At 50.1% G+C, this 17,565-nt stretch carries 21 protein-coding genes; 7 read left to right on the top strand and 14 right to left on the bottom strand.

Going from position 1 to position 17,565, the window contains the following annotated elements; all coding sequences use genetic code 11:
- Positions 1 to 54 precede the first annotated feature (54 nt).
- From ACKPBX_RS11890 to ACKPBX_RS11860, 7 genes are all read right to left on the bottom strand, one after another.
- Positions 55 to 1,206, bottom strand: coding sequence for an SGNH/GDSL hydrolase family protein (locus tag ACKPBX_RS11890; protein WP_319995521.1), 1,152 nt, complete (start codon positions 1,204 to 1,206; stop codon positions 55 to 57).
- Positions 1,207 to 1,378: 172 nt separating this feature from the next.
- Complete coding sequence (gene ntdP / locus ACKPBX_RS11885) at positions 1,379 to 1,924, bottom strand: nucleoside tri-diphosphate phosphatase (RefSeq protein WP_068561041.1); 546 nt, start codon at positions 1,922 to 1,924, stop codon at positions 1,379 to 1,381.
- Positions 1,925 to 2,047: 123 nt separating this feature from the next.
- Complete coding sequence (gene mutY / locus ACKPBX_RS11880) at positions 2,048 to 3,322, bottom strand: A/G-specific adenine glycosylase (protein ID WP_319995520.1); 1,275 nt, start codon at positions 3,320 to 3,322, stop codon at positions 2,048 to 2,050.
- A complete protein-coding gene (gene recX / locus ACKPBX_RS11875) occupies positions 3,322 to 4,158 on the bottom strand; it encodes a recombination regulator RecX (RefSeq protein ID WP_319995519.1) in 837 nt (278 codons plus the stop codon). Before recX ends, mutY begins: the two co-directional genes overlap by 1 nt.
- 144 nt (positions 4,159 to 4,302) lie before the next feature.
- Positions 4,303 to 5,115, bottom strand: coding sequence for a general stress protein (locus ACKPBX_RS11870; protein ID WP_319995518.1), 813 nt, complete (start codon positions 5,113 to 5,115; stop codon positions 4,303 to 4,305).
- A gap of 117 nt (positions 5,116 to 5,232) precedes the next feature.
- Positions 5,233 to 5,571, bottom strand: coding sequence for a hypothetical protein (locus ACKPBX_RS11865; protein ID WP_319995517.1), 339 nt, complete (start codon positions 5,569 to 5,571; stop codon positions 5,233 to 5,235).
- Entirely contained in the window at positions 5,546 to 6,307 is a 762-nt protein-coding gene (locus ACKPBX_RS11860) for a hypothetical protein (RefSeq protein ID WP_319995516.1), read from the bottom strand. The genes ACKPBX_RS11865 and ACKPBX_RS11860 overlap by 26 nt, the downstream gene beginning before the upstream one ends.
- Positions 6,308 to 6,580: 273 nt before the next feature.
- Here ACKPBX_RS11860 and ACKPBX_RS11855 point away from each other — a divergent pair, with 273 nt between their 5' ends.
- The 4 genes from ACKPBX_RS11855 (at position 6,581) to ACKPBX_RS11840 (ending at position 8,570) form a co-directional block, all read left to right on the top strand.
- Entirely contained in the window at positions 6,581 to 7,120 is a 540-nt protein-coding gene (locus ACKPBX_RS11855) for a sigma-70 family RNA polymerase sigma factor (RefSeq protein ID WP_319995515.1), read from the top strand.
- A gap of 91 nt (positions 7,121 to 7,211) precedes the next feature.
- Positions 7,212 to 7,418: a DUF1659 domain-containing protein gene (locus tag ACKPBX_RS11850; protein ID WP_086629677.1), complete on the top strand. Its 207-nt coding sequence runs from the start codon at positions 7,212 to 7,214 to the stop codon at positions 7,416 to 7,418.
- A 57-nt stretch (positions 7,419 to 7,475) separates the two neighbouring features.
- The gene (locus ACKPBX_RS11845; protein ID WP_319995514.1) at positions 7,476 to 7,709 is read left to right on the top strand and encodes a DUF2922 domain-containing protein; all 234 of its coding nucleotides are present in this window, start codon (positions 7,476 to 7,478) and stop codon (positions 7,707 to 7,709) included.
- Between the two features lie 150 nt (positions 7,710 to 7,859).
- Complete coding sequence (locus ACKPBX_RS11840; protein WP_319995513.1) at positions 7,860 to 8,570, top strand: LysM peptidoglycan-binding domain-containing protein; 711 nt, start codon at positions 7,860 to 7,862, stop codon at positions 8,568 to 8,570.
- Between the two features lie 285 nt (positions 8,571 to 8,855).
- On the opposite strand, the gene ACKPBX_RS11835 is transcribed toward ACKPBX_RS11840, so the two are convergent.
- The 4 genes from ACKPBX_RS11835 to ACKPBX_RS11820 form a co-directional block, all read right to left on the bottom strand.
- On the bottom strand, positions 8,856 to 9,110 hold the full coding sequence (locus ACKPBX_RS11835) for a hypothetical protein (protein WP_319995512.1): 255 nt from the start codon (positions 9,108 to 9,110) through the stop codon (positions 8,856 to 8,858).
- 114 nt (positions 9,111 to 9,224) lie between these two features.
- The gene (locus tag ACKPBX_RS11830; protein ID WP_319995511.1) at positions 9,225 to 9,839 is read right to left on the bottom strand and encodes an RloB family protein; all 615 of its coding nucleotides are present in this window, start codon (positions 9,837 to 9,839) and stop codon (positions 9,225 to 9,227) included.
- Positions 9,829 to 11,058, bottom strand: a complete 1,230-nt coding sequence (locus tag ACKPBX_RS11825; protein WP_319995510.1) for an AAA family ATPase — start codon at positions 11,056 to 11,058, stop codon at positions 9,829 to 9,831. Before ACKPBX_RS11825 ends, ACKPBX_RS11830 begins: the two co-directional genes overlap by 11 nt.
- A 183-nt stretch (positions 11,059 to 11,241) precedes the next feature.
- Positions 11,242 to 11,892 (bottom strand): YdcF family protein, encoded by a 651-nt coding sequence (locus tag ACKPBX_RS11820; protein ID WP_319995509.1) that lies wholly within the window; start codon positions 11,890 to 11,892, stop codon positions 11,242 to 11,244.
- A gap of 168 nt (positions 11,893 to 12,060) precedes the next feature.
- Between ACKPBX_RS11820 and ACKPBX_RS11815 the strand changes: the two genes are divergently transcribed.
- Positions 12,061 to 12,822 (top strand): glucose 1-dehydrogenase, encoded by a 762-nt coding sequence (locus tag ACKPBX_RS11815; protein ID WP_319995508.1) that lies wholly within the window; start codon positions 12,061 to 12,063, stop codon positions 12,820 to 12,822.
- A 260-nt stretch (positions 12,823 to 13,082) separates the two neighbouring features.
- On the opposite strand, the gene ACKPBX_RS11810 is transcribed toward ACKPBX_RS11815, so the two are convergent.
- The 3 genes from ACKPBX_RS11810 to ACKPBX_RS11800 form a co-directional block, all read right to left on the bottom strand.
- Positions 13,083 to 13,481, bottom strand: coding sequence for a GtrA family protein (locus tag ACKPBX_RS11810; RefSeq protein ID WP_177208593.1), 399 nt, complete (start codon positions 13,479 to 13,481; stop codon positions 13,083 to 13,085).
- The gene (locus tag ACKPBX_RS11805) at positions 13,474 to 14,448 is read right to left on the bottom strand and encodes a glycosyltransferase family 2 protein (protein ID WP_319995507.1); all 975 of its coding nucleotides are present in this window, start codon (positions 14,446 to 14,448) and stop codon (positions 13,474 to 13,476) included. The genes ACKPBX_RS11810 and ACKPBX_RS11805 overlap by 8 nt, the downstream gene beginning before the upstream one ends.
- Before the next feature lie 74 nt (positions 14,449 to 14,522).
- A complete protein-coding gene (locus tag ACKPBX_RS11800) occupies positions 14,523 to 15,680 on the bottom strand; it encodes an acyltransferase family protein (protein ID WP_319995506.1) in 1,158 nt (385 codons plus the stop codon).
- A 194-nt stretch (positions 15,681 to 15,874) separates the two neighbouring features.
- Between ACKPBX_RS11800 and ACKPBX_RS11795 the strand changes: the two genes are divergently transcribed.
- Together ACKPBX_RS11795 and ACKPBX_RS11790 are read left to right on the top strand one after the other, a co-directional pair.
- Positions 15,875 to 16,501 (top strand): FMN-dependent NADH-azoreductase, encoded by a 627-nt coding sequence (locus ACKPBX_RS11795; RefSeq protein WP_319995505.1) that lies wholly within the window; start codon positions 15,875 to 15,877, stop codon positions 16,499 to 16,501.
- Between the two features lie 187 nt (positions 16,502 to 16,688).
- Positions 16,689 to 17,390 (top strand): metal-binding protein ZinT, encoded by a 702-nt coding sequence (locus ACKPBX_RS11790; RefSeq protein WP_319995504.1) that lies wholly within the window; start codon positions 16,689 to 16,691, stop codon positions 17,388 to 17,390.
- Positions 17,391 to 17,565: the final 175 nt, after the last annotated feature.

Raw genomic sequence — 17,565 nt, 5'->3', positions numbered from 1 at the left:
CTGATTAGAATATTCCATAACCCTGTCATGTCAGCATAAAAATCAGATGCTCAACTACTGAATCGATGTAGTCCCATCAGTTTCCACAGTTGTACTTGTCCCAGTATAATTGTCGTTCGCATCCGTATCTGTAGAATTTGATGTATTCGGCAAAGTATCATCTGTATCTGGTGCTACATAAGGTGCAACGTATGTCGACTCTTCATAAACCGGCTCTTCGTACACTGTCGCTTCGCTGACAGTCTCCTCGATTACAGTGGCAGGCACTTCTGGCACGACTAATGTCGGGGCGATCGGTGTGTAGGCAGGCTTTTCGCCGTCCACGTACAAACCGGTCGTCGTATCGATCATTTTTGTCCGCAGGCTGTTCGCAAACATTTCACCGTACAGTTTTTGTCCGGCTTCATTCAATTCCAGACCAGCAGAATCCATCAAGTTGGTCACTGTTTCACTGCGGTTTGTCAAATCAGCAAGGAAATCCGCATGCAAGTCATACAACGGAACAGTGAAAGCTGCATTTTCTTCCACCAGATTGTTGGTATAGTTCCGATAATCCAAGGCACGGGAATTCCAATCGGCCACTTTGGCTTCGGCAGGAGCCGGCGTCACCAACACGATCAGCGCATCAGGCAGGGCAGCTCTGATTTCATCATAAATCGCGTAGATGTTTTGCGTCGAATCAACCAAACTTATATTAAGTATCTGATCTGCCTTCGTCGGGATGGTGTAAAAAATCACATCCGGACTACTTGCGACCATTTCCTGAACATATTGGCTGCTCAGAAAGACCGAGCTGCTGTCAGAAGGATGACTGAAGAACGATGTCGTCAGATTCTCGAGCGGGTAATCGGCTTGGATGGCGGCGATGGCAGCATTGGCCCAGACCGCATCGGATGCGACATCCCCGAAAAAGGCGACATTGACTTCTTTCGCATGATGATGAACATACTGCAGATAATCAACGACCGATGCATTGTTTCTGTTCTCAGCAAAAGCGGCCAAGAACTGCGCATAAGCTTCGGATGTATCGCTCTCGGCGATTTCCGACTCTTGCGAGGAAACCACTTCGGAAACTGTTTCCGTCTGTTTTTCTCCTTCGTTCAATAAGGCCTCTTTTTTACCGGCCGCGTATTTATATCCAAAAAAAACAACGGCAATCGTAAGGATTCCCATGATGGAAACAAGCACTATTTCCCTTTTTTTCATTCTGATTCCTCCAATATTTTAATCGTATTTCAAATATTGACTCTTTATTACAGATATATTTATCATAATATAACGGTTGTGTTAATGCACGGTATTTTTTAGGCCAGGCGGATATTTCGATAAAAAACCAGTCGATCATGAAGCTCGACTGGTTTTTTATAATTTGGATTCATCACGAGTTTTGCTGATTATGCGACAGCTGACAGTACCGCTCATACCATAAGTCGACGTATTCTTTGGAAAATGGACCTTTTTCTTCGTTGATCCAGCTCACCAAAATCTTGACGTTCTCTTTCAGGATATGGTCGATCTCTTTTGGGTAATTCATGCGATTGCGATGCAATTCATACTCATCTACATCAAGCAAACGTTTTTCACCATCAGGAAAAACTTTAATGTCCAGGTCATAATCGATGTACTTCAGTGCTTCCTGGTCGATCACATAAGGCGATGCCAGATTGCAATAGTAGGAGACACCCTTTTGGCGGATCATGGTGACGATGTTGAACCAATAATGTTTATGGTAATACAACAATGCAGGCTCTCTGGTGACCCAGCGACGCCCATCTGCTTCCGTTACTAAGGTGTGATCATTACAGCCGATTATGGATTGGTCACTAGTTTTTAATACCATGGTGTCACGCCACGTTCGATGCAGGCTGCCGTCATGCTTATAACTCTTTATGGTGATGAATTCTCCCTCCCGAGGGTTATGCATCACGGTGCCCAACTTTCTTCAACTATTTGAGCCCTCGCCGGAAATCATTTCGGCGGACCTCTCAACTTTCAGTTCATTGAACAGTATATCATAGAATGGAAATAGATTGCGAAACTTTAGCCATTATAGACCAAATTCTTTTCGGGTTTGCTGCTGAAATTGTTGCCACATTTTTTGCTGCGGCACCGGGAAAGCATAATCGGCAAAATCATTTTCGCTGACCCAACGGCATTGTTCTGGCAATGGGCTGCCATCGTTCGTCAACACACGTCCGTAATAACCGGTGATGTGCCATTTGATGTGACTGAAGACATGATTGACCGATCCGGTTTCCGCCTTCAGCCACACGGGCTTCAAGCCGTATTTCTCAGCCACAGCCGCTGAAAGCTGGGCTTCGATCTGGCGGAAGGACGGCAATTTTTTGTCGGCCTTCTTTGCTGCTTCCGTCAGCTTCGGGAAATTCTCCGCGACCAGTAATTCTGTCTGGATAATCGCCTGATCAAGTGTCGCATCCTCCGATCCGGCTATCGCATCGAGGTCGAGTTGGATCAACGGAAAGGTCCAAAAATCCGCCAGCAGGCCGCTGCTCGGGCGCTTCTCCAAAAGGAACTGCTTCTCTTTGTTCTGCAGGATGACGCCCTGCAGGTTCATCGGCACCGGCCTTTTCGCTTTGCTCTTGACCGGATAAAGATGCATCGTTCCGTTTTTGTAGGCGGCATTGAAGGCCTTGATCGGGCTGATTTCAGGTTGCGGATTCAGCGGCGAACAGATGCTCGAGCCCAGATCCATCAAGGCTTGGTTGAAGTCGCCCGGACGCTCCGGATCGATCAGTTCGCGCACGATTGCTTCGAAGATTTTCCGGCTGGCCGGTTTGGCGATGTCGGCATCAATTTCGAACAACCGGCTCATGACGCGCATGACGTTGCCGTCTACTGCCGGCTCTGGGATCTGGAAGGCGATGCTGGAAACGGCTCCTGCCGTATACGGACCGATTCCCTTCAGCTTCGCGATTTCCTGCGGATTTTCCGGGAAAACACCGCCGTATTCGGCGACGATCTGTTGCGCCGCCTTCTGCATGTTCTTGACGCGGGAATAATATCCGAGTCCTTCCCAAGCCTTCAGGATCGCGTCTTCAGGAGCTGCCGCCAACGCTGTGATGTCCGGGAATTTATCCAGGAAATTTTGGTAATACGGGATCACTGTGTCCACCCGCGTCTGCTGCAGCATGATTTCCGAAACCCAGATGCTGTAGGGATCGCTCGTCCGGCGCCAAGGCAGGTCGCGTTTTTCTTTGTCGTACCAATCCAACAAGGCTTTACGGAAAGCTTTTATCTTCTCGGCCGGCCACATTTCGATGCCGGCTGCTTTGAATATTTTTTTGTGTTCTAAGTTTGTCATTATTCTGTTTCCTGTTCCTTTTCTTCGATATAGGCGGAGATCAGCTCACCCGGGTAGCCTTTTTGGTAAAGCCCCGATCTGACTTTTTGGTGAAGTTCACGGCCTTTCGCCTTGCGTTCATAACGGCGCCAAAGCTTGTCCCCCTGCATGCGCAAAGCTGCCATTTCATCCTCTTCCTCTTTTTCCGTTTCGATCTCTCCCATGACTTCCAGGACAATGTCGGAAGGATAGCCTTTTTGATGCAGATGGAGCCGGATTTTCGAAGCCGCTTCATGCGAAGAGACCCGGCTTTGTTTGCGGAGTTGCTTCTCGGCGATCGTTTGGGCATTTTCCAGCTGCAACTCATGCGGATATTGTTTGAGGGAGAAGGCGATATCTTCCTCCGACAATCCTTTCCCTTTCAGTTCATTGGCGATCAACTGCGGTCCCTTCAGATTCAGGTTCGCCGCCGTGCGCGTGTAACTTTCGCCATAGATGCGGTCATTGACGTAATTCTGATCCACCAGCCGCGTCAGCGCACGTTCGATTGCGTCCGGGCTGATCTCCTCCTCATGCAGTTTCTTGCGGACTTCTTTCTCGCTACGCAGGCTGTAGGATAGATAATTGACTGCAGTCGTGTATGCCATATAGTCGTAGTTTTCCTTCTCGATCTCGGCGCTGCGCTCTTTCGTGAGCGTCATGCCTTTATGCAAGCCGACCTTGATGAGCACCGCTTCCGATATCGGAAAGGAGTACTCTCCATCGATGAAGACATTGAAGCGGTCCTTCCGTTTTTTCTGGACGGTTATTTTTGTTACGACAGGCAATTTTTCAGCCTGTTCTTCAGTATGATCCATTTTCTTCATCCTTTCGGCGAATCTCACTTGCTATTATACATGCAAAACACAAAAGGAACAAAACGTATGTTCGAAATCCCCGCTGCGCGCTAAAAACACCAAGGGCTGCCCCATTCCGGGGGCAGCCCTTGGTGTATGTACCAATCACAGAGCCGGTTTTGGTTTGTCCGTCTCTTCATAATCAGGTTCGATGTCTTCCGCGTCCTCGCCGGCTTCAGCAACAACAGTGTCGCCTCCGAACGGGTCCTTGGAAAACTGTTCCTTTTCTTCCTCCAACTCTGGCATGGAATCATCTTTGTCGAACTGCATTTCAGGCAAATGGTGACTGTCTTCCGCCATCGCAGGATCCGCTACCGTTTCCGCTTCGATCGGTTGGCCGGTGATATCGTCGGTCATATCAGCAGGCTGATTCGGCGACTCTGCTGCAACTTCGGTGACTTCCAGTTTTTTCTCGGCTTCGATGGAATGAGCCGGCATGTCGCCGACTTCTTCGCTGTCGGCGGATATCCAATCCGGTTTCGTTGCAGTGGCAGCTGCGACAGGGACAGCTTTTTCGTCAGGCAAGATGCCATCGCGCACCAAAAATTCGGCGTGTTCGTCGTTGATCGGAGCTGCATCGTCGATCAGCAGCAGCAATTCACCATCATCCAAAGCATCCTCAAAGCGCTCATACGTATCCTCATCAATGCCGTAGCGTTCAAAAATAGCTTCTTCCTCTTCTTCGTCCAAATCAACCGTAAAGAATTTTACGATCTTATCCCATAAGGAATCTTCCTCGCGGTCCTCACCGGTTATGATGACCTGCACCGCAGTTTCCTCCGTAATGTAATTGCTCTTTCCGTTGCGGGTGATGACCAGCAGTTGCTCAGGCGCATAGCCTTCATGCTTGATCAGATGCGTGATTTCATCGATCAGCAATTCCTGATTAGCAAAGGTACCTTCGATTCTCTTGTCCATAACGATTCCTCCCATTACTGAAGATTTGTTCTTTGTATTCATTGTAAAATACTTCAACCTGAATCACAAATGATAGCCTTTTTTATAATTATGCAACTCATTGCCCGGTTAGGTTGGCTACTTCGCTGCGTTCCTGAGATGGGGCAGATCGACGTAAAGATTCTCCCGCAACAGGTGCAGCGCTTCGTCCGTCACCGGATTGTCACGCAACGATGGATGGCGCAAAGCCGTTTCGGCAAAGGAAAACTGAAAGATTCGGATATAATCCTCCATCGAAATCAGCGAAATGCGATCGGTATGCGCATGAAAAGCATTCCCCAACAGATTGTTCTCGCGCTCTTCTTTTCTCCCATCGACATAATCGAAATTCTTAAGGACGTTGCGCAAAAGGTGCTCTTGGCGATGGACAATCTGGCCGGATTGTTTGACCTTATCCGCGAAAAATTGCGGGCGCACCGGAAGCTGGAAAACATGCTGATTGACGCAATGGACTTCTACCCCTTTTTCCCCTTTCAGCGCCCGATAATGCTGCACCTTCGAAATGGACTTCTACCCCTTTTTCCCCTTTCAGCGCCCGATAATGCTGCACCTTCGAAAGGTTGATCCACGAACTCTGCTGGCGGGTCGGACCGCTCAACGGCAAAAAACTGTACCTTCCAAAAATATAGGGCACGCAATGACTGTCTTTGCCGCTGACGCGCGTGGAGATGCCGCGAATGAAATCATAGCTGAACCCGATCAAATCAAAAAGCGAACGCATCACACTGTTGCTGTTTTCGCGCGTCTTGATGAGGCGGCCGTCCTTGAAGAAGATGAGCGTCTTGAAATCGGTCTGGTGCAACTGCGGATTCAGGCTGAGCAGGTACAAAAAACTGTTGTCCAGCACAAAACGGTCCAAATCCCAAGCCTGTTCCAGATAGGTCTGGATACTTTCCGGATCGAGCAGGACAAGGAATGGTTCCGGCTCCTCCTTATTCTGGCTTTTATGGGCAAACGATGCTTCCAACGATGTGCGGAAATGCGACATGATTGCATCCAATGTTGCCGGATCGAGTATTTTGCCCTCTTCTTTGGTTGCTTCCAAATCATTCATGTGCTGTTCGGCAGTCTGTTTGCTGCTCTTGTCAGTGGACTGCTGCTCCGCTTGTTGAGTCTGCACCTTCCGATATTCTTTAGCTTTTTTATTTTCCATAAAATCCCCCCAAATAGGAATGTCTAACAAAAATATATACTACTTTTCATCATAATGATATAAGAACGCTTACATTTTCTCCGTTATCGCCACAAACATGGCTGAAAATGTGATTCGAGTCACTTTTGTCACCTTTTTTGCCGCATTTACCGTTTTGACCCCGGTGCACCCCGACCGCTAATATGGGCATCAGCAAGCTTGCCAAGGCCGTGATGAGCATGCACAGGGACATCCCCTGCATCACGCCATCCACTACATTACGGAGGCAACGCCATGAATATGAAAAAAAGAATCTGCACCGATGAAGCCGCAACCTTATTGAGCGATCTATACGCGGGTGTCATCCATCATTGTCTGAACAAAATCAATCGGTATCCGGACCACAACGACTATGACGACTTCTACCAATTAGGGCTGATCACCCTTTTTGACACTTACGAAACCTGCCTGAAGGACGCGCTCGCAACCGAGAACAGCTTTCTGTTCGTCAGCTATGCCAAACAAAAAATCCACTGGACTTTCCTGGATCAGATCCGCAAGGACCGCAAAAAAGAAAACCGCGAAGCCTACCTTTCCGAAGAGGAGCTGGAGGAAATCCCCAATGCAGTCTCGTTTGAAGACCAAGTGGAGCAGGCTGATCTACTGCAGCGCCTTTGCGACTGCCTAACCGCTGAGGAGAATGCCTATCTGCGGGACGCGCTGGAGGGATTGAACATCACCGAAATCGCCAGGAAACAAAAGATTTCACGCAAAACACTCTATAAAAGAAGACGGCAGATCCAAACCAAAGCCAGCGATTTTTTGAAGGTCTGAAAGATAGGGTTACACATTGCCTGTCCGTCTTCGTCGTTATAGGTGTAAGCAGTCATGACACTTACCAGAAAAGAAAACGGAGGAATGCCAAATGGTGAAACAATACGAAGAAGGAAACATCGAGCTTTATTTCAATGATTTTGCAAACGAGAAGGAAGTCAAACAGTCATTCGCGAACCTGAAACCAGGCGTCACTGCTGAACAGGTCCAATCCTTCCAAACAGCCGTATCCGGCCTTGTCGATCTGCCTGCTGCCTACGCAGTCGTAGTCGAAAAGAACCGCTACTCCATCGCCTAAGCCAACCGAAAGCAGCGAAGCAACCACTACCCATCAGACATCTAGGAGGAAATGAACATGACGACAACAGTAACCTTGGAATTGAAATTTTTGACGGCCGACGGGAAAACCCGCAACTTGAGTGTCAAGAACCCGAAACCCGGCTTGACATCGGCTGAACTGCAACCGGCAATGGACGCCATCATCGGTCTGAACGCGTTCGAAGTGAAAGGCATCAACCCATTCACGGCAGTGAACAGCGCCCGCTACGTGGAACGCACCATCACCGACCTGATCGCCGAAGCCGAATAAAAATAAGAAAAGCAGTACAAGCCGCTTGGACTGCTGGACAACTTAAGTATTCATCAACAACGCCCAAGGGTGTCTCATTTGGAGGCACCCTTTTTGATTATCCATCCACCACAAGAGACTACAGCATGAACAAACACGAGGAGGAACACCATGAACTACACAGTCGAAAAACGGATTTTTTCCATCTACCAGAATCCACTCACCGCGGCCAACCTGATCATCGCTCACGAATCCGGAAACCCGAACAACGTCGGCAAAAACAGCCTCGAGAACGAAGTCAGCTACATGCAGCGAAACTGGCAAAACGCCTTCGTTTCCCATTGGGTCGGCGGAGGCGGGAAAATAATCCAGATCGCCAACACCGGCAAAGTCCAATGGGGTGTCGGCTCGAAAGCGAACGGCTATGCCTATGCCCAAGTCGAGTTGGCGCGGACGAACAGCCGCGCCATTTTTGATCAGGACTATAAAGCTTATGTCTGGTTGCTGCAAAAGTTGGCGCTGGAAGCAGGCATCCCCTGCACATTGAACAGCGGAGCGAGCGTTCATGACAAAGGCATCAAAACCCATTCCTGGGTTTCGAAAAATGTCGGCGGAACCAACCACACCGATCCGGATGGCTACCTTGCAAGTTGGGGCGTATCACAAGCCCGGTTCCGTCAGGATATCGAAGCCGGACTCTCCGCGCTGCCTCCCCTTGCGAGCGCGCCCGGCACATTCCTGCTGCACCGCGTCGTGAAAGGCGAAACGCTCTGGGGGCTGTCGCGCAAATATGGAACGACACCGGCTACGCTGAAGCAGCTGAACCAGCTGTCGGGCGATTTGATCTTGATCGGTCAACATCTGAAGGTGCGCCAATACTGAACGATACCGCAATATACGTAGGGTCCGGTTCACCACTGTTGCTTCCGCAGATATCGTTGAATATGCATTACGCGCTCTTCTCCGGTGAACGTAGGCTTCGCCGAAGTTCAGCCCACATTTTTAGGTGTGTGCTCCGATGAAGCCGGCTTCGCCGAAGGAGAGGCCGATTATTACCGGTGTCCTCCGGCGAACAGGACCCTCGCCGGAGCTGTGCGTCGATTCCGCCGCCACAAAAGAAGGCCAGCCCCGAATCATACCGGGGCTGGCCTTCTTTTGTGTTTCCCATCAATAATAAGCGCGTTCGTAGTTGAATTCGCCGATATCCAGATCCAAGAACTCCCTGATGATGGCATATTGTACCTCCAGTGGCTCCTCCTTGACCTCAGTGCACAAGTTTTCGCAGCTCCTGAAAAATGCAGCCGCCTCATCCGTCGTCTCGAACAGGTACTCCTCCGCCACTGCGTCGTCTTCAACAAAATGAATGACGACCCCTTTCTTGTCCTCCGTGAAATCCATCCCTAATACCGGTGTCATGAACATATGTAATCGATCCCTTCTCGTCTTGTTAAGTGGCCTTTGCTGCTTGATAAGACCTACACTGGTATTATCCGCAATAATTCGCGCCAGCTTTTTTTATTTTTAAAATTTTTTAAATTATTTTCGCAGATGTTTGTTCAGTTCCTCGACCAGCATGAAGACGGTCGTGGACGGGTTGTCCCGCGCTGGCGACGGTGAGCGCTGACTGTAGAGTTTCTTGGCGTTCTGGATGGCGGCCGGCTGCCTTGATAATAGTACGTTATACATGTGCGGATGATTTTTTTTGTAGAAAAAGCCCAGCCGTTTCGACAGCATGTCGGGGTAATGGAAGCGCGAGATCGATTTTTTGATCAGCTCGAAATGCAGCAGATACCAGATTTCGAAAGCTTCGTTGCTGTAGGCGGCGCGGAAACCTTGACGGTAATGCGTTTCGCAGAAAAAGACGGCTTCATTGAAGATGTCGCGATCGAAGGAATCCTTGTCGAACACCAGCCAAATTTCATCGTATTCATCCGGCCGGGTATCGACGACTTCGCGCGCATAGTTGACCAAGGACATCGTATTCATCGCCGTCCCGACGATTTCGACCTGCGCCGAAATGACGTGAAAACTGCGGAAGTAGTTCGGCTCGGTCTTGGTGCCTTCGCAAAGGATCAGGAAAGTTTTTTCCGGCCGTTTCGTTCCGACCGGCCGTTCGAATTTTTTCTTGTGTTCCCTTCTTCTATTTTCCATTGTCGACCCACCAATCCAACGGCCGCGGGAACGGGATCGCCCCGTATTTGCCGTTCAGGTAGTTGCGGTAAAATTCAAAACTGTTCTTCCTTTCCTCGTCATCAAAACGATATTCCACCAAGGAAGTCAGGTGGCTGGCGCTGTAGCTGTCCTTTTCCACGAACCAGACCTGGTCCCGCCGGAAAAGGCTGCTGGACAGATTCGTGATGTCGTGCGTCGAATAGATCATCTGCGCGCCTTTATCGTTGACAGGCCCGGAAAAAAGTTCCAGCACATAGCGCGTCATCAAGGTGTGGAATTGCGTGTCCATCTCGTCGACCATCAACAGGCCACCCTTTTCGAGCGCCTCAATGATCGGACCGGCCAATGCCAACAATTTGACGGTGCCTGCAGATTCGGTATCCTGGAAACGAAAATTTTCACAATGGGGCTCTGCTTCACCTGCTTCATTGCGCCGGGTCTTGACGACGAAAAATGCCAGTTCCGATCGGCCGTTGCGCGGGTTGCCGAGTTCATGGATAACGATGTCCTGGATGGACGGATCGGCAACGCGGATCAAGGCCAAGAGGTTATGTTTGTATTTGGACAGATGCATCTTCGCCATCGAAATAGTCAGCCCGATTTTCGACGTATCCAGGATGATGCGCATCTCCGTGAACCACTCGAGAAACAGTTTCAGCTCCGGATATTCGGCTGATTCAGGTGCGGAAAGCAAGGAAGACAAGGCCAAACGCGTATCCTCCAAAGTGATTTTTCGGAACAGATCGGCCCATTCCCCAACGACGATCTGTCCGGTCGCATTCCGGAAAAACAGATCCTTCTGCGCATCGCCTTCCAGATAAAGGAATTCCTCGGTCACCCGTTTGCGATTGACAAAAAAACCATAGCGATAAAGCCTCCCGGCCAAAAGGAAGCTGACTTCCAACATCGTATCCTTTTTCTCGGTCCGCGCATCCAGATGGAACGGTTCAATGTGTTCCAGCCATTCCGTGGACGTGTAATTCTGCAGCAGTACACCTTCTTGGATCATCTTCATGGCCTTCAGCAGATTGCTTTTCCCGCTGGCGTTCGCCCCGTAGATCGTAGCCAATTTTGTCACGGCGATATTGTCCTTGCCATAAACAGCTTCCGGGTGTTCAGCGATCGGGCTGGCGACCATCGAAAAAGTAGCCTCATCCTTAAAGGAAAAAAAGTTCTCCATCACAATTTCCACGAGCATCTCAGCACCTCCTATACCCAAAAGTATAGCACCCTAGCAGCGTTTCTTCTAAGAATAACCGTCAAGAATGCAAAAGCGAAGAATATTTTCGCAAGCGCATACATCTGTGCGGATTTGTAGGGGATTTGTGGATGTTTGCATGAAGAAAATTCCCCATGAAATTAAAAAAGGCGCGCTCCCAATTCAAGAGCCGCCTTCCCCTATATCGATGAAATGATATAATCCCAACCAATAACCGACTGTTTTGAAGATCTCATATTGCGCCAGTCTTCTGCCGAGCTGCGTCTCGATCCACGGCAAGCCGTACGGACCGCCGGCTGACACATAAATGAACGTCAAGTCCTTCCCTTCCGCTGCCTTCTCGAAGCTGAATTTGACCCGGTTCATGTGATAATCGCTCGAAACGACGATTGCGGAGTCGTAGCCGTTCTCTTCCATCAACGCGATGCTGTAGACGGCATTGGTCCAGGTGCTGGTCGCCTGGTAATCCGCAAGAATGTCTTCATCCATCATGCCCAGTTCCCCGTAAGGCTGCAGATGCAGCAGCTCGGCTTCCACCAGCAGCGGCGAGACGATGATCTTGCCGGACTCGGAGTACCCTTCATCCAACAGTTCGGAGGCCTTGATCCCCCGCTCCGGCGCGCCTTCCGGGACGATGATGATGTCGGAAACGACCGGTTCCTCATTGATTTCCAGATTGGCGAGGATGTAGAAGCTGATCGCCAAAGATACACCGGTCACGATCAAAAACACATTCAGCAGCAGCATCGTTATTCTGGTCGATTCGTCCGTCTTCAGAAGGCTGCGCTCCTTGTCGAATGGATAATTTGCCATCTTCCGCATTCCACATCCTTTCCCCACGTTATTATCACTCTATTTTATCCGAAATGTGAAAATAAGCCATCGCTTTTTGTATTTTTTCTTTTGCGGTGATCATTATCGGATACACGTAAGCGCTATCGTGATATGATTGAATCAGCAAAGCATAAGGAGGAAATCAACATGAGACTGATGAACACAGTTGTTGTTGTGACCGGAGGCGCTTCGGGCATGGGTGAAGCAATCTGCCGCAAATTCGCAAAAGAAGGCGCAAAAGTGGTTATTGCTGATTACAATTACGAAGGTGCCCTGAAAGTCACAAACGAAATCAATGCCGAAACCCTGGACGCTGCCGCTGCCATAAAAACCGACATCTCCATCGAAGCCGATGCCGACGCCATGATCGACACCGCCATCGCCCTCTTCGGAAAAGTGGATATCCTCGTCAACAATGCCGGCATCATGGATGGTTTCGAACCGGTCTGGGAAGTCTCGAACGAGCGCTGGGACCGGATCTTCGCCGTGAACGTCAACGGATCGATGTATGCCAGCCGCAAAGCCATCCAATATTTTCTGGAACAGGGCAGCGGCAACATCATCAACATCGCTTCGATCGGCGGTCTGCAAGGCGGACGGGCCGGTGTCGCCTATGTCGCTTCCAAACATGCTGTCATCGGCCTGACGAAAAACACGGCTTTCATGTACGCGAAAAAAGGCATCCGCTGCAACGCGATCGCCCCTGGAGCTGTCGCTACCAATATCGCCCAATCGATGGGTACCGTCAGCACCTTCGGCCAGGAAACGACCGGCGTCGGCATGGCGATCAATCCAGCTTTCGGAATGCCCGACCAGATCGCTTCCGTCGCGCTCTTTCTGGCTTCCGACGACTCCAGTTTCGTCAACGGATCCGTCGTGACCGCGGACGGCGGCTGGACCAGTTACTGATTTTTGCTTACTGTTACAGAAAAACGAATGCGGCTATTCCGAAAAGGAGGCAGCCGCATTCGTTTTTTCATATATACTTGATGCCTGTTGGAAAAACTAAGTGGCTCCTCCGGCGAAGGAGTCCTTCGCCGGAGGAGCGGAAGCGATTCAGCCCCCAGCTCCGACGAAAAGCGGCTCACCGGAGAAGAGTATCTGATTTTAGCCCCAGCTCCGGGCAAGCATGCTGTCACCGGAGTTCCGGGCCAAAACCACGGTTTTCTTTATCCTGCGTTCTTATCCTCCAGCCAAATCTTCCGCGAAATGAAATTCCAGGCCATCACGAACACAGTCGCGGCGATCTTGGCCACCAAGTAATGCAACGCCACTTGATCAACGAACAGCCACATCAGCACTTGGTTCAATCCCAAACCGATGACACTTAAAGTGACGAACAGCAGCAATTCCTGGCGCTTCTCGGCTTCGCCGAAGCGGCTCGTGAACACGTAGCGCATGCTCGCCGCGTAATTGAATAAAGTCGCCGCGACAAACGCCAGCGCGGCTGCCGTCAAATAATGCAGGCCGATGAAATCGGCCAAAATATAAAGAATCAGAAAATCCAGCACCGTCGACACCACACCGACGATTCCGAATTTTGCCACTTGGCCCAACAATTTAGTCATTGTCCTGCCCCTCCCTGCGATCAGTCGGCACATTCACATCCTTCTCCTTCAGGATGTAGAGCGGACGCCGTTTCGTCTCCATGAAGGTTTTCCCCAGGTATTTACCGAGGATTCCCAGGCAAAGCAGCTGCAAGCCGCCCATCCCCAAAATGATGACGATGAGCGAGGTCCAGCCGGATGTTGCGTTGCCGAAAACCAGTGTCCGCACGGTCAGGATCAAGGCCGCCAAAATCGCAACGGCGAACGAGAGGAACCCGGTAAAAGCCGCGATCGCCAACGGTGCCTCGGAAAAGGCCACAATCCCGTCCAGCGAATATTTAAACAGGCTCCAGAATGACCAGGTCGTCTTGCCGGCGATCCGCTCCTGATTTTCATAGGACAGGTACTTCGTCTCGAAGCCGACCCAGCTGAAAATCCCTTTCGAAAACCGGTTGTATTCGGTCATCTCGAGGACGGCGTCGACCATCTGGCGGGTCATCAGCCGGAAATCCCGGGCGCCGTCGACGATTTCGGTATCGGAGATTCGGTTGATCAAATGGTAGAACTGCCTCGCGAAAAAGGATCGGATCGGCGGTTCGCCTTTGCGGTCAAGGCGTTTCGTCCCGATGCAATCATATTCGCCTGTGCGGATCAGGGCAACCATCTCCACCAGCATAGCCGGCGGGTCCTGGAGATCGGCATCCATCACGGCAACGTAATTACCGGTCGCGTGGCGCAGCCCCGCAACCATCGCCGCTTCTTTGCCGAAGTTGCGCGAAAAGGAAAGGTAGTGCACGCGCTCATCCAAAGAAGCAACTCGCTTCAATTCAGCCAGCGTGGCATCTTTCGAGCCGTCGTTCACGAAAATCATTTCGAATACGGCATCCGGCAACTGTTCGCTGACCGCTGTTATTTCTTTATGGAAAATAGGCACCATCTCTTCCTCGTTGTGGCAAGGAACGACGATGGAAATGATATCTTTTGACATGTGTCCACCCCTGCATGTTCTTTCAGAATTCTGAGCTTTCCTTTATCGTATCATACTTAGCGCAGGTTGACCGTCTATTTCTTGAAATGATTCAGCAAATCGAGGCACCATGTTTCGACATACTTCTGCCATAAGTAGGCCACAGGCAAAGCGAACAGCGGCGACAGCAACAGCACGATTTCCGGCGGGATGATCTGGCCGAGTAACGTCACAAAGAGGACGATCGACGTCGTGTGCGTCAGGTACAGGCTGAAGGACAGCTTTCCCAAGAGCAGCAGCGGTTTCGATTTGAAGAAGGCCGTCAAACGCGGCGATTCCAAGCACAACAACAGGAACAAAATGATGCCCAAACCAGTCAGCAACAGCGCATGCCGCACCCAGAACGAAAATCCGAGCGCCGCCAGGATCCACTGGCTAGGAATCAAGAACGGAATCGCCCAGGCCGACAGGATCCGGAAAAGACGGTGCTCCTGCACAAATGTCCGGATCGCCGGCATATGCTTCGCCAAAACAGCTCCCATAACAAAAAAGATTGCATAATAATTCGTCCGGTTGAGCGACTCAGACAGCTGCGCCAACCAAGCTGTGTCGCTGCGCATCCCCCAATCCGTCAGCTTCTCGATCGCGAATTGCATGACGGCATAGCCGCCTAACACTTTCCCCGTCGCGTAGCGATGCAATGCCACCGCGATAAAAGGCAGAATGAAGGACAGGCGCCATTCCTGGACCATGCTCCAGAAAGCGCCGCTGAGGATGTTCAGATTGTAGTCATAACCGACAAAGTACAGCAGCATTTCCAGCGCGTTAGGCACTCTTTTCCATTTCACATTGAACGAACCACTCAAGTCGATCGTGTCATGTTTCCAAGCTCCGAATAGGGCAATCAGCATGACCGTTACCGTGATGATCAGCACATAAGGGAGCATCAAGCGGATCCAGCGTTTGATGATGAAAGGCTTGAAATCCAGCTTGCGCCCACTCAGGTAAGGCCGCGCCAGCACGAAACCACCGATGATGTAGAAGACCAGCACCGCCTCATTGCCGCCCCAGATCAGTTTCAAGGGTGTCTGTGTCGCCACCCGCCAAAATGAGTTGGCAAAAACTTTATATTCATTGGCACTGTAACCATAAACTGTCCAGACCGCCATGTGGAAAATCATGACAATGACCGAGGCTAATCCCCGCATACCGTCAAAGATTTCAATCCGTTGGCTTTGGCCGGATTTTTGCATATCATTCACTCCCATTATCAACAAAACTATCGAAATATTCCTTCCTATGTTAGTGCAAATGTTACGAAAATTCAAATTGTTTATTTTTTTGAGCATATCCACTATTTATTTCGAAGTCGAGATGTTATACTATACTTACATGCGGTAAGTGAAATGAAACTCGCATCAAATATACCATAAGTGGAGGAACACACATGAACGTTTTAGTAGTAAAAGGAAACAACAGACCAGCAGAGGAAGCAATTTCTTCAAAAATGTATGAAACTTTTTTGGCTGCAGCCAAAGAAAATGAAAAATTGAACATCACAACTTATAACGTCTTTTCAGAAGACATGCCATACTTAGGCCAAGATCTTTTCGGCGCTTACGGCAAAATGGCAGTCGGCGAAGAATTGACTGACATCGAAACACGCCTTTTGGCAGCAAAACAAAAAGCAATGGATGCAGTGACTGCTGCTGACGTGATCGTATTCGCCTTCCCATTGTGGAACTTGACGATCCCAGCTAAATTGCAAACATTCATCGACTACATCTTTGCAGCTGGCTTTGCTTTCAAATATGATGAAACAGGCACAATGGTTGCTTTGATGCCTGAAAAGAAAGTTATCCTATTGAACGCTCGTGGAGGCTACTACTCCGCTCCTGAAATGGCCCCAATGGATATGGGCATCAACTACATGCGCAACGTATTCGGCGGCGTATTCGGAATGGAAATCATCGGCGAAGTCATCATCGAAGGACACGCAGCTGTTCCTGATCAAGCAGCAGCAATCATCGAAGAAGGCCTTGCTAAAGTTACAGAACTGGCAAAATCACTTTAATCTAATCTTTCGGACGTGCATCAGCAACCAGCTGGTGCGCGTCTTTTTTTGTGCTTTTTCAATCATAATCCTGACTTTTGGCAGACAAAATCATTTTATTTATTGTTGACAGCCTTCGCACAACTATGCAATAATACAAAACGTAATCATTTCGATTTATAAATCATTTATTTTTCAGGAGGACCACATGAATAAAAAACATAGAACAACCCGCTGGATGATCGGCAGTCTGCTCGTGCTGAGTTTGGCGGCTTGCCAGCCCGATCCGGAAACCGAGGAGACCACAGAATCCAGTACCACTGCCGCAGAGATCACGATCGAGCCCGTCAACCTGCAGGACCAAGCGACCATCGATGCCGCCAACGGTATCTTTGAGGACAGCCAAGTTGCCGACCGCCCATTGAGCGATTGGGAAGGCGAATGGCAATCCGTCTACCCTTACCTGCTTGATGGCACACTCGATAGCGTCTTCACGGATAAAGCGGAAGACACCGGCGAAAAGACCGCCGAAGAATACAAAGAATACTACACCATCGGCTACGAATCGGCCTTTACCGGCCTGACGATCACCGCCGATTCGATCACGTTCTACGAAGGCGATACCGCACGCACCGGCACTTACGCGTACAGCGGCTATCAGATCCTGACCTACGAATCCGGCAAAAAAGGCGTCCGCTACCTGTTTGAACGGACGGATGATGCCGAAGCTGCACCGAAGTACGTCCAGTTCAGCGATCACATCATCGAACCGACCGCATCCGCGCACTTCCACATTTATCTGGGAGACGATAGCCACACAGCGCTCCTTGAAGAGATGGACAACTGGCCGACATTCTATCCGGCTGGGATGGATGGGGACGAAATCGTCGAAGAGATGTTGCACCACTGATCGGATAGTCGTTCAGCGGGAGCTGTGCTCCGGTGAGCAACGGCTTCGCCGGAGTTGATTGCTGATACGTTCCGCTCCTCCGGCGAGGGGTTCTTCGCCGGAGTTGGCGACTATTTTGTAGTGTTTCCTCCGGTTAGCGGCCCCTTACCGGAGCTGGCGCTCTGTCACAAAAATA

This window comes from Trichococcus shcherbakoviae (assembly GCF_963666195.1).
Classification (GTDB): Bacteria; Bacillota; Bacilli; order Lactobacillales; family Aerococcaceae; genus Trichococcus; species Trichococcus shcherbakoviae.
This window is presented reverse-complemented; position numbering and strand designations above follow the sequence as displayed.

Excerpts from the sequence above, each read along its gene's own strand:
- ACKPBX_RS11890 (WP_319995521.1), bottom strand. The coding sequence starts at position 1,206 with ATGAAAAAAAGGGAAATAGTGCTTGTTTCCATCATGGGAATCCTTACG.
- ntdP (WP_068561041.1), bottom strand. The coding sequence starts at position 1,924 with ATGCATAACCCTCGGGAGGGAGAATTCATCACCATAAAGAGTTATAAG.
- mutY (WP_319995520.1), bottom strand. The coding sequence starts at position 3,322 with ATGACAAACTTAGAACACAAAAAAATATTCAAAGCAGCCGGCATCGAA.
- recX (WP_319995519.1), bottom strand. The coding sequence starts at position 4,158 with ATGGATCATACTGAAGAACAGGCTGAAAAATTGCCTGTCGTAACAAAA.
- ACKPBX_RS11870 (WP_319995518.1), bottom strand. The coding sequence starts at position 5,115 with ATGGACAAGAGAATCGAAGGTACCTTTGCTAATCAGGAATTGCTGATC.
- ACKPBX_RS11860 (WP_319995516.1), bottom strand. The coding sequence starts at position 6,307 with ATGGAAAATAAAAAAGCTAAAGAATATCGGAAGGTGCAGACTCAACAA.
- ACKPBX_RS11855 (WP_319995515.1), top strand. The coding sequence starts at position 6,581 with ATGAATATGAAAAAAAGAATCTGCACCGATGAAGCCGCAACCTTATTG.
- ACKPBX_RS11850 (WP_086629677.1), top strand. The coding sequence starts at position 7,212 with ATGGTGAAACAATACGAAGAAGGAAACATCGAGCTTTATTTCAATGAT.
- ACKPBX_RS11845 (WP_319995514.1), top strand. The coding sequence starts at position 7,476 with ATGACGACAACAGTAACCTTGGAATTGAAATTTTTGACGGCCGACGGG.
- ACKPBX_RS11840 (WP_319995513.1), top strand. The coding sequence starts at position 7,860 with ATGAACTACACAGTCGAAAAACGGATTTTTTCCATCTACCAGAATCCA.
- ACKPBX_RS11835 (WP_319995512.1), bottom strand. The coding sequence starts at position 9,110 with ATGTTCATGACACCGGTATTAGGGATGGATTTCACGGAGGACAAGAAA.
- ACKPBX_RS11830 (WP_319995511.1), bottom strand. The coding sequence starts at position 9,839 with ATGGAAAATAGAAGAAGGGAACACAAGAAAAAATTCGAACGGCCGGTC.
- ACKPBX_RS11825 (WP_319995510.1), bottom strand. The coding sequence starts at position 11,058 with ATGCTCGTGGAAATTGTGATGGAGAACTTTTTTTCCTTTAAGGATGAG.
- ACKPBX_RS11820 (WP_319995509.1), bottom strand. The coding sequence starts at position 11,892 with ATGGCAAATTATCCATTCGACAAGGAGCGCAGCCTTCTGAAGACGGAC.
- ACKPBX_RS11815 (WP_319995508.1), top strand. The coding sequence starts at position 12,061 with ATGAGACTGATGAACACAGTTGTTGTTGTGACCGGAGGCGCTTCGGGC.
- ACKPBX_RS11810 (WP_177208593.1), bottom strand. The coding sequence starts at position 13,481 with ATGACTAAATTGTTGGGCCAAGTGGCAAAATTCGGAATCGTCGGTGTG.
- ACKPBX_RS11805 (WP_319995507.1), bottom strand. The coding sequence starts at position 14,448 with ATGTCAAAAGATATCATTTCCATCGTCGTTCCTTGCCACAACGAGGAA.
- ACKPBX_RS11800 (WP_319995506.1), bottom strand. The coding sequence starts at position 15,680 with ATGCAAAAATCCGGCCAAAGCCAACGGATTGAAATCTTTGACGGTATG.
- ACKPBX_RS11795 (WP_319995505.1), top strand. The coding sequence starts at position 15,875 with ATGAACGTTTTAGTAGTAAAAGGAAACAACAGACCAGCAGAGGAAGCA.
- ACKPBX_RS11790 (WP_319995504.1), top strand. The coding sequence starts at position 16,689 with ATGAATAAAAAACATAGAACAACCCGCTGGATGATCGGCAGTCTGCTC.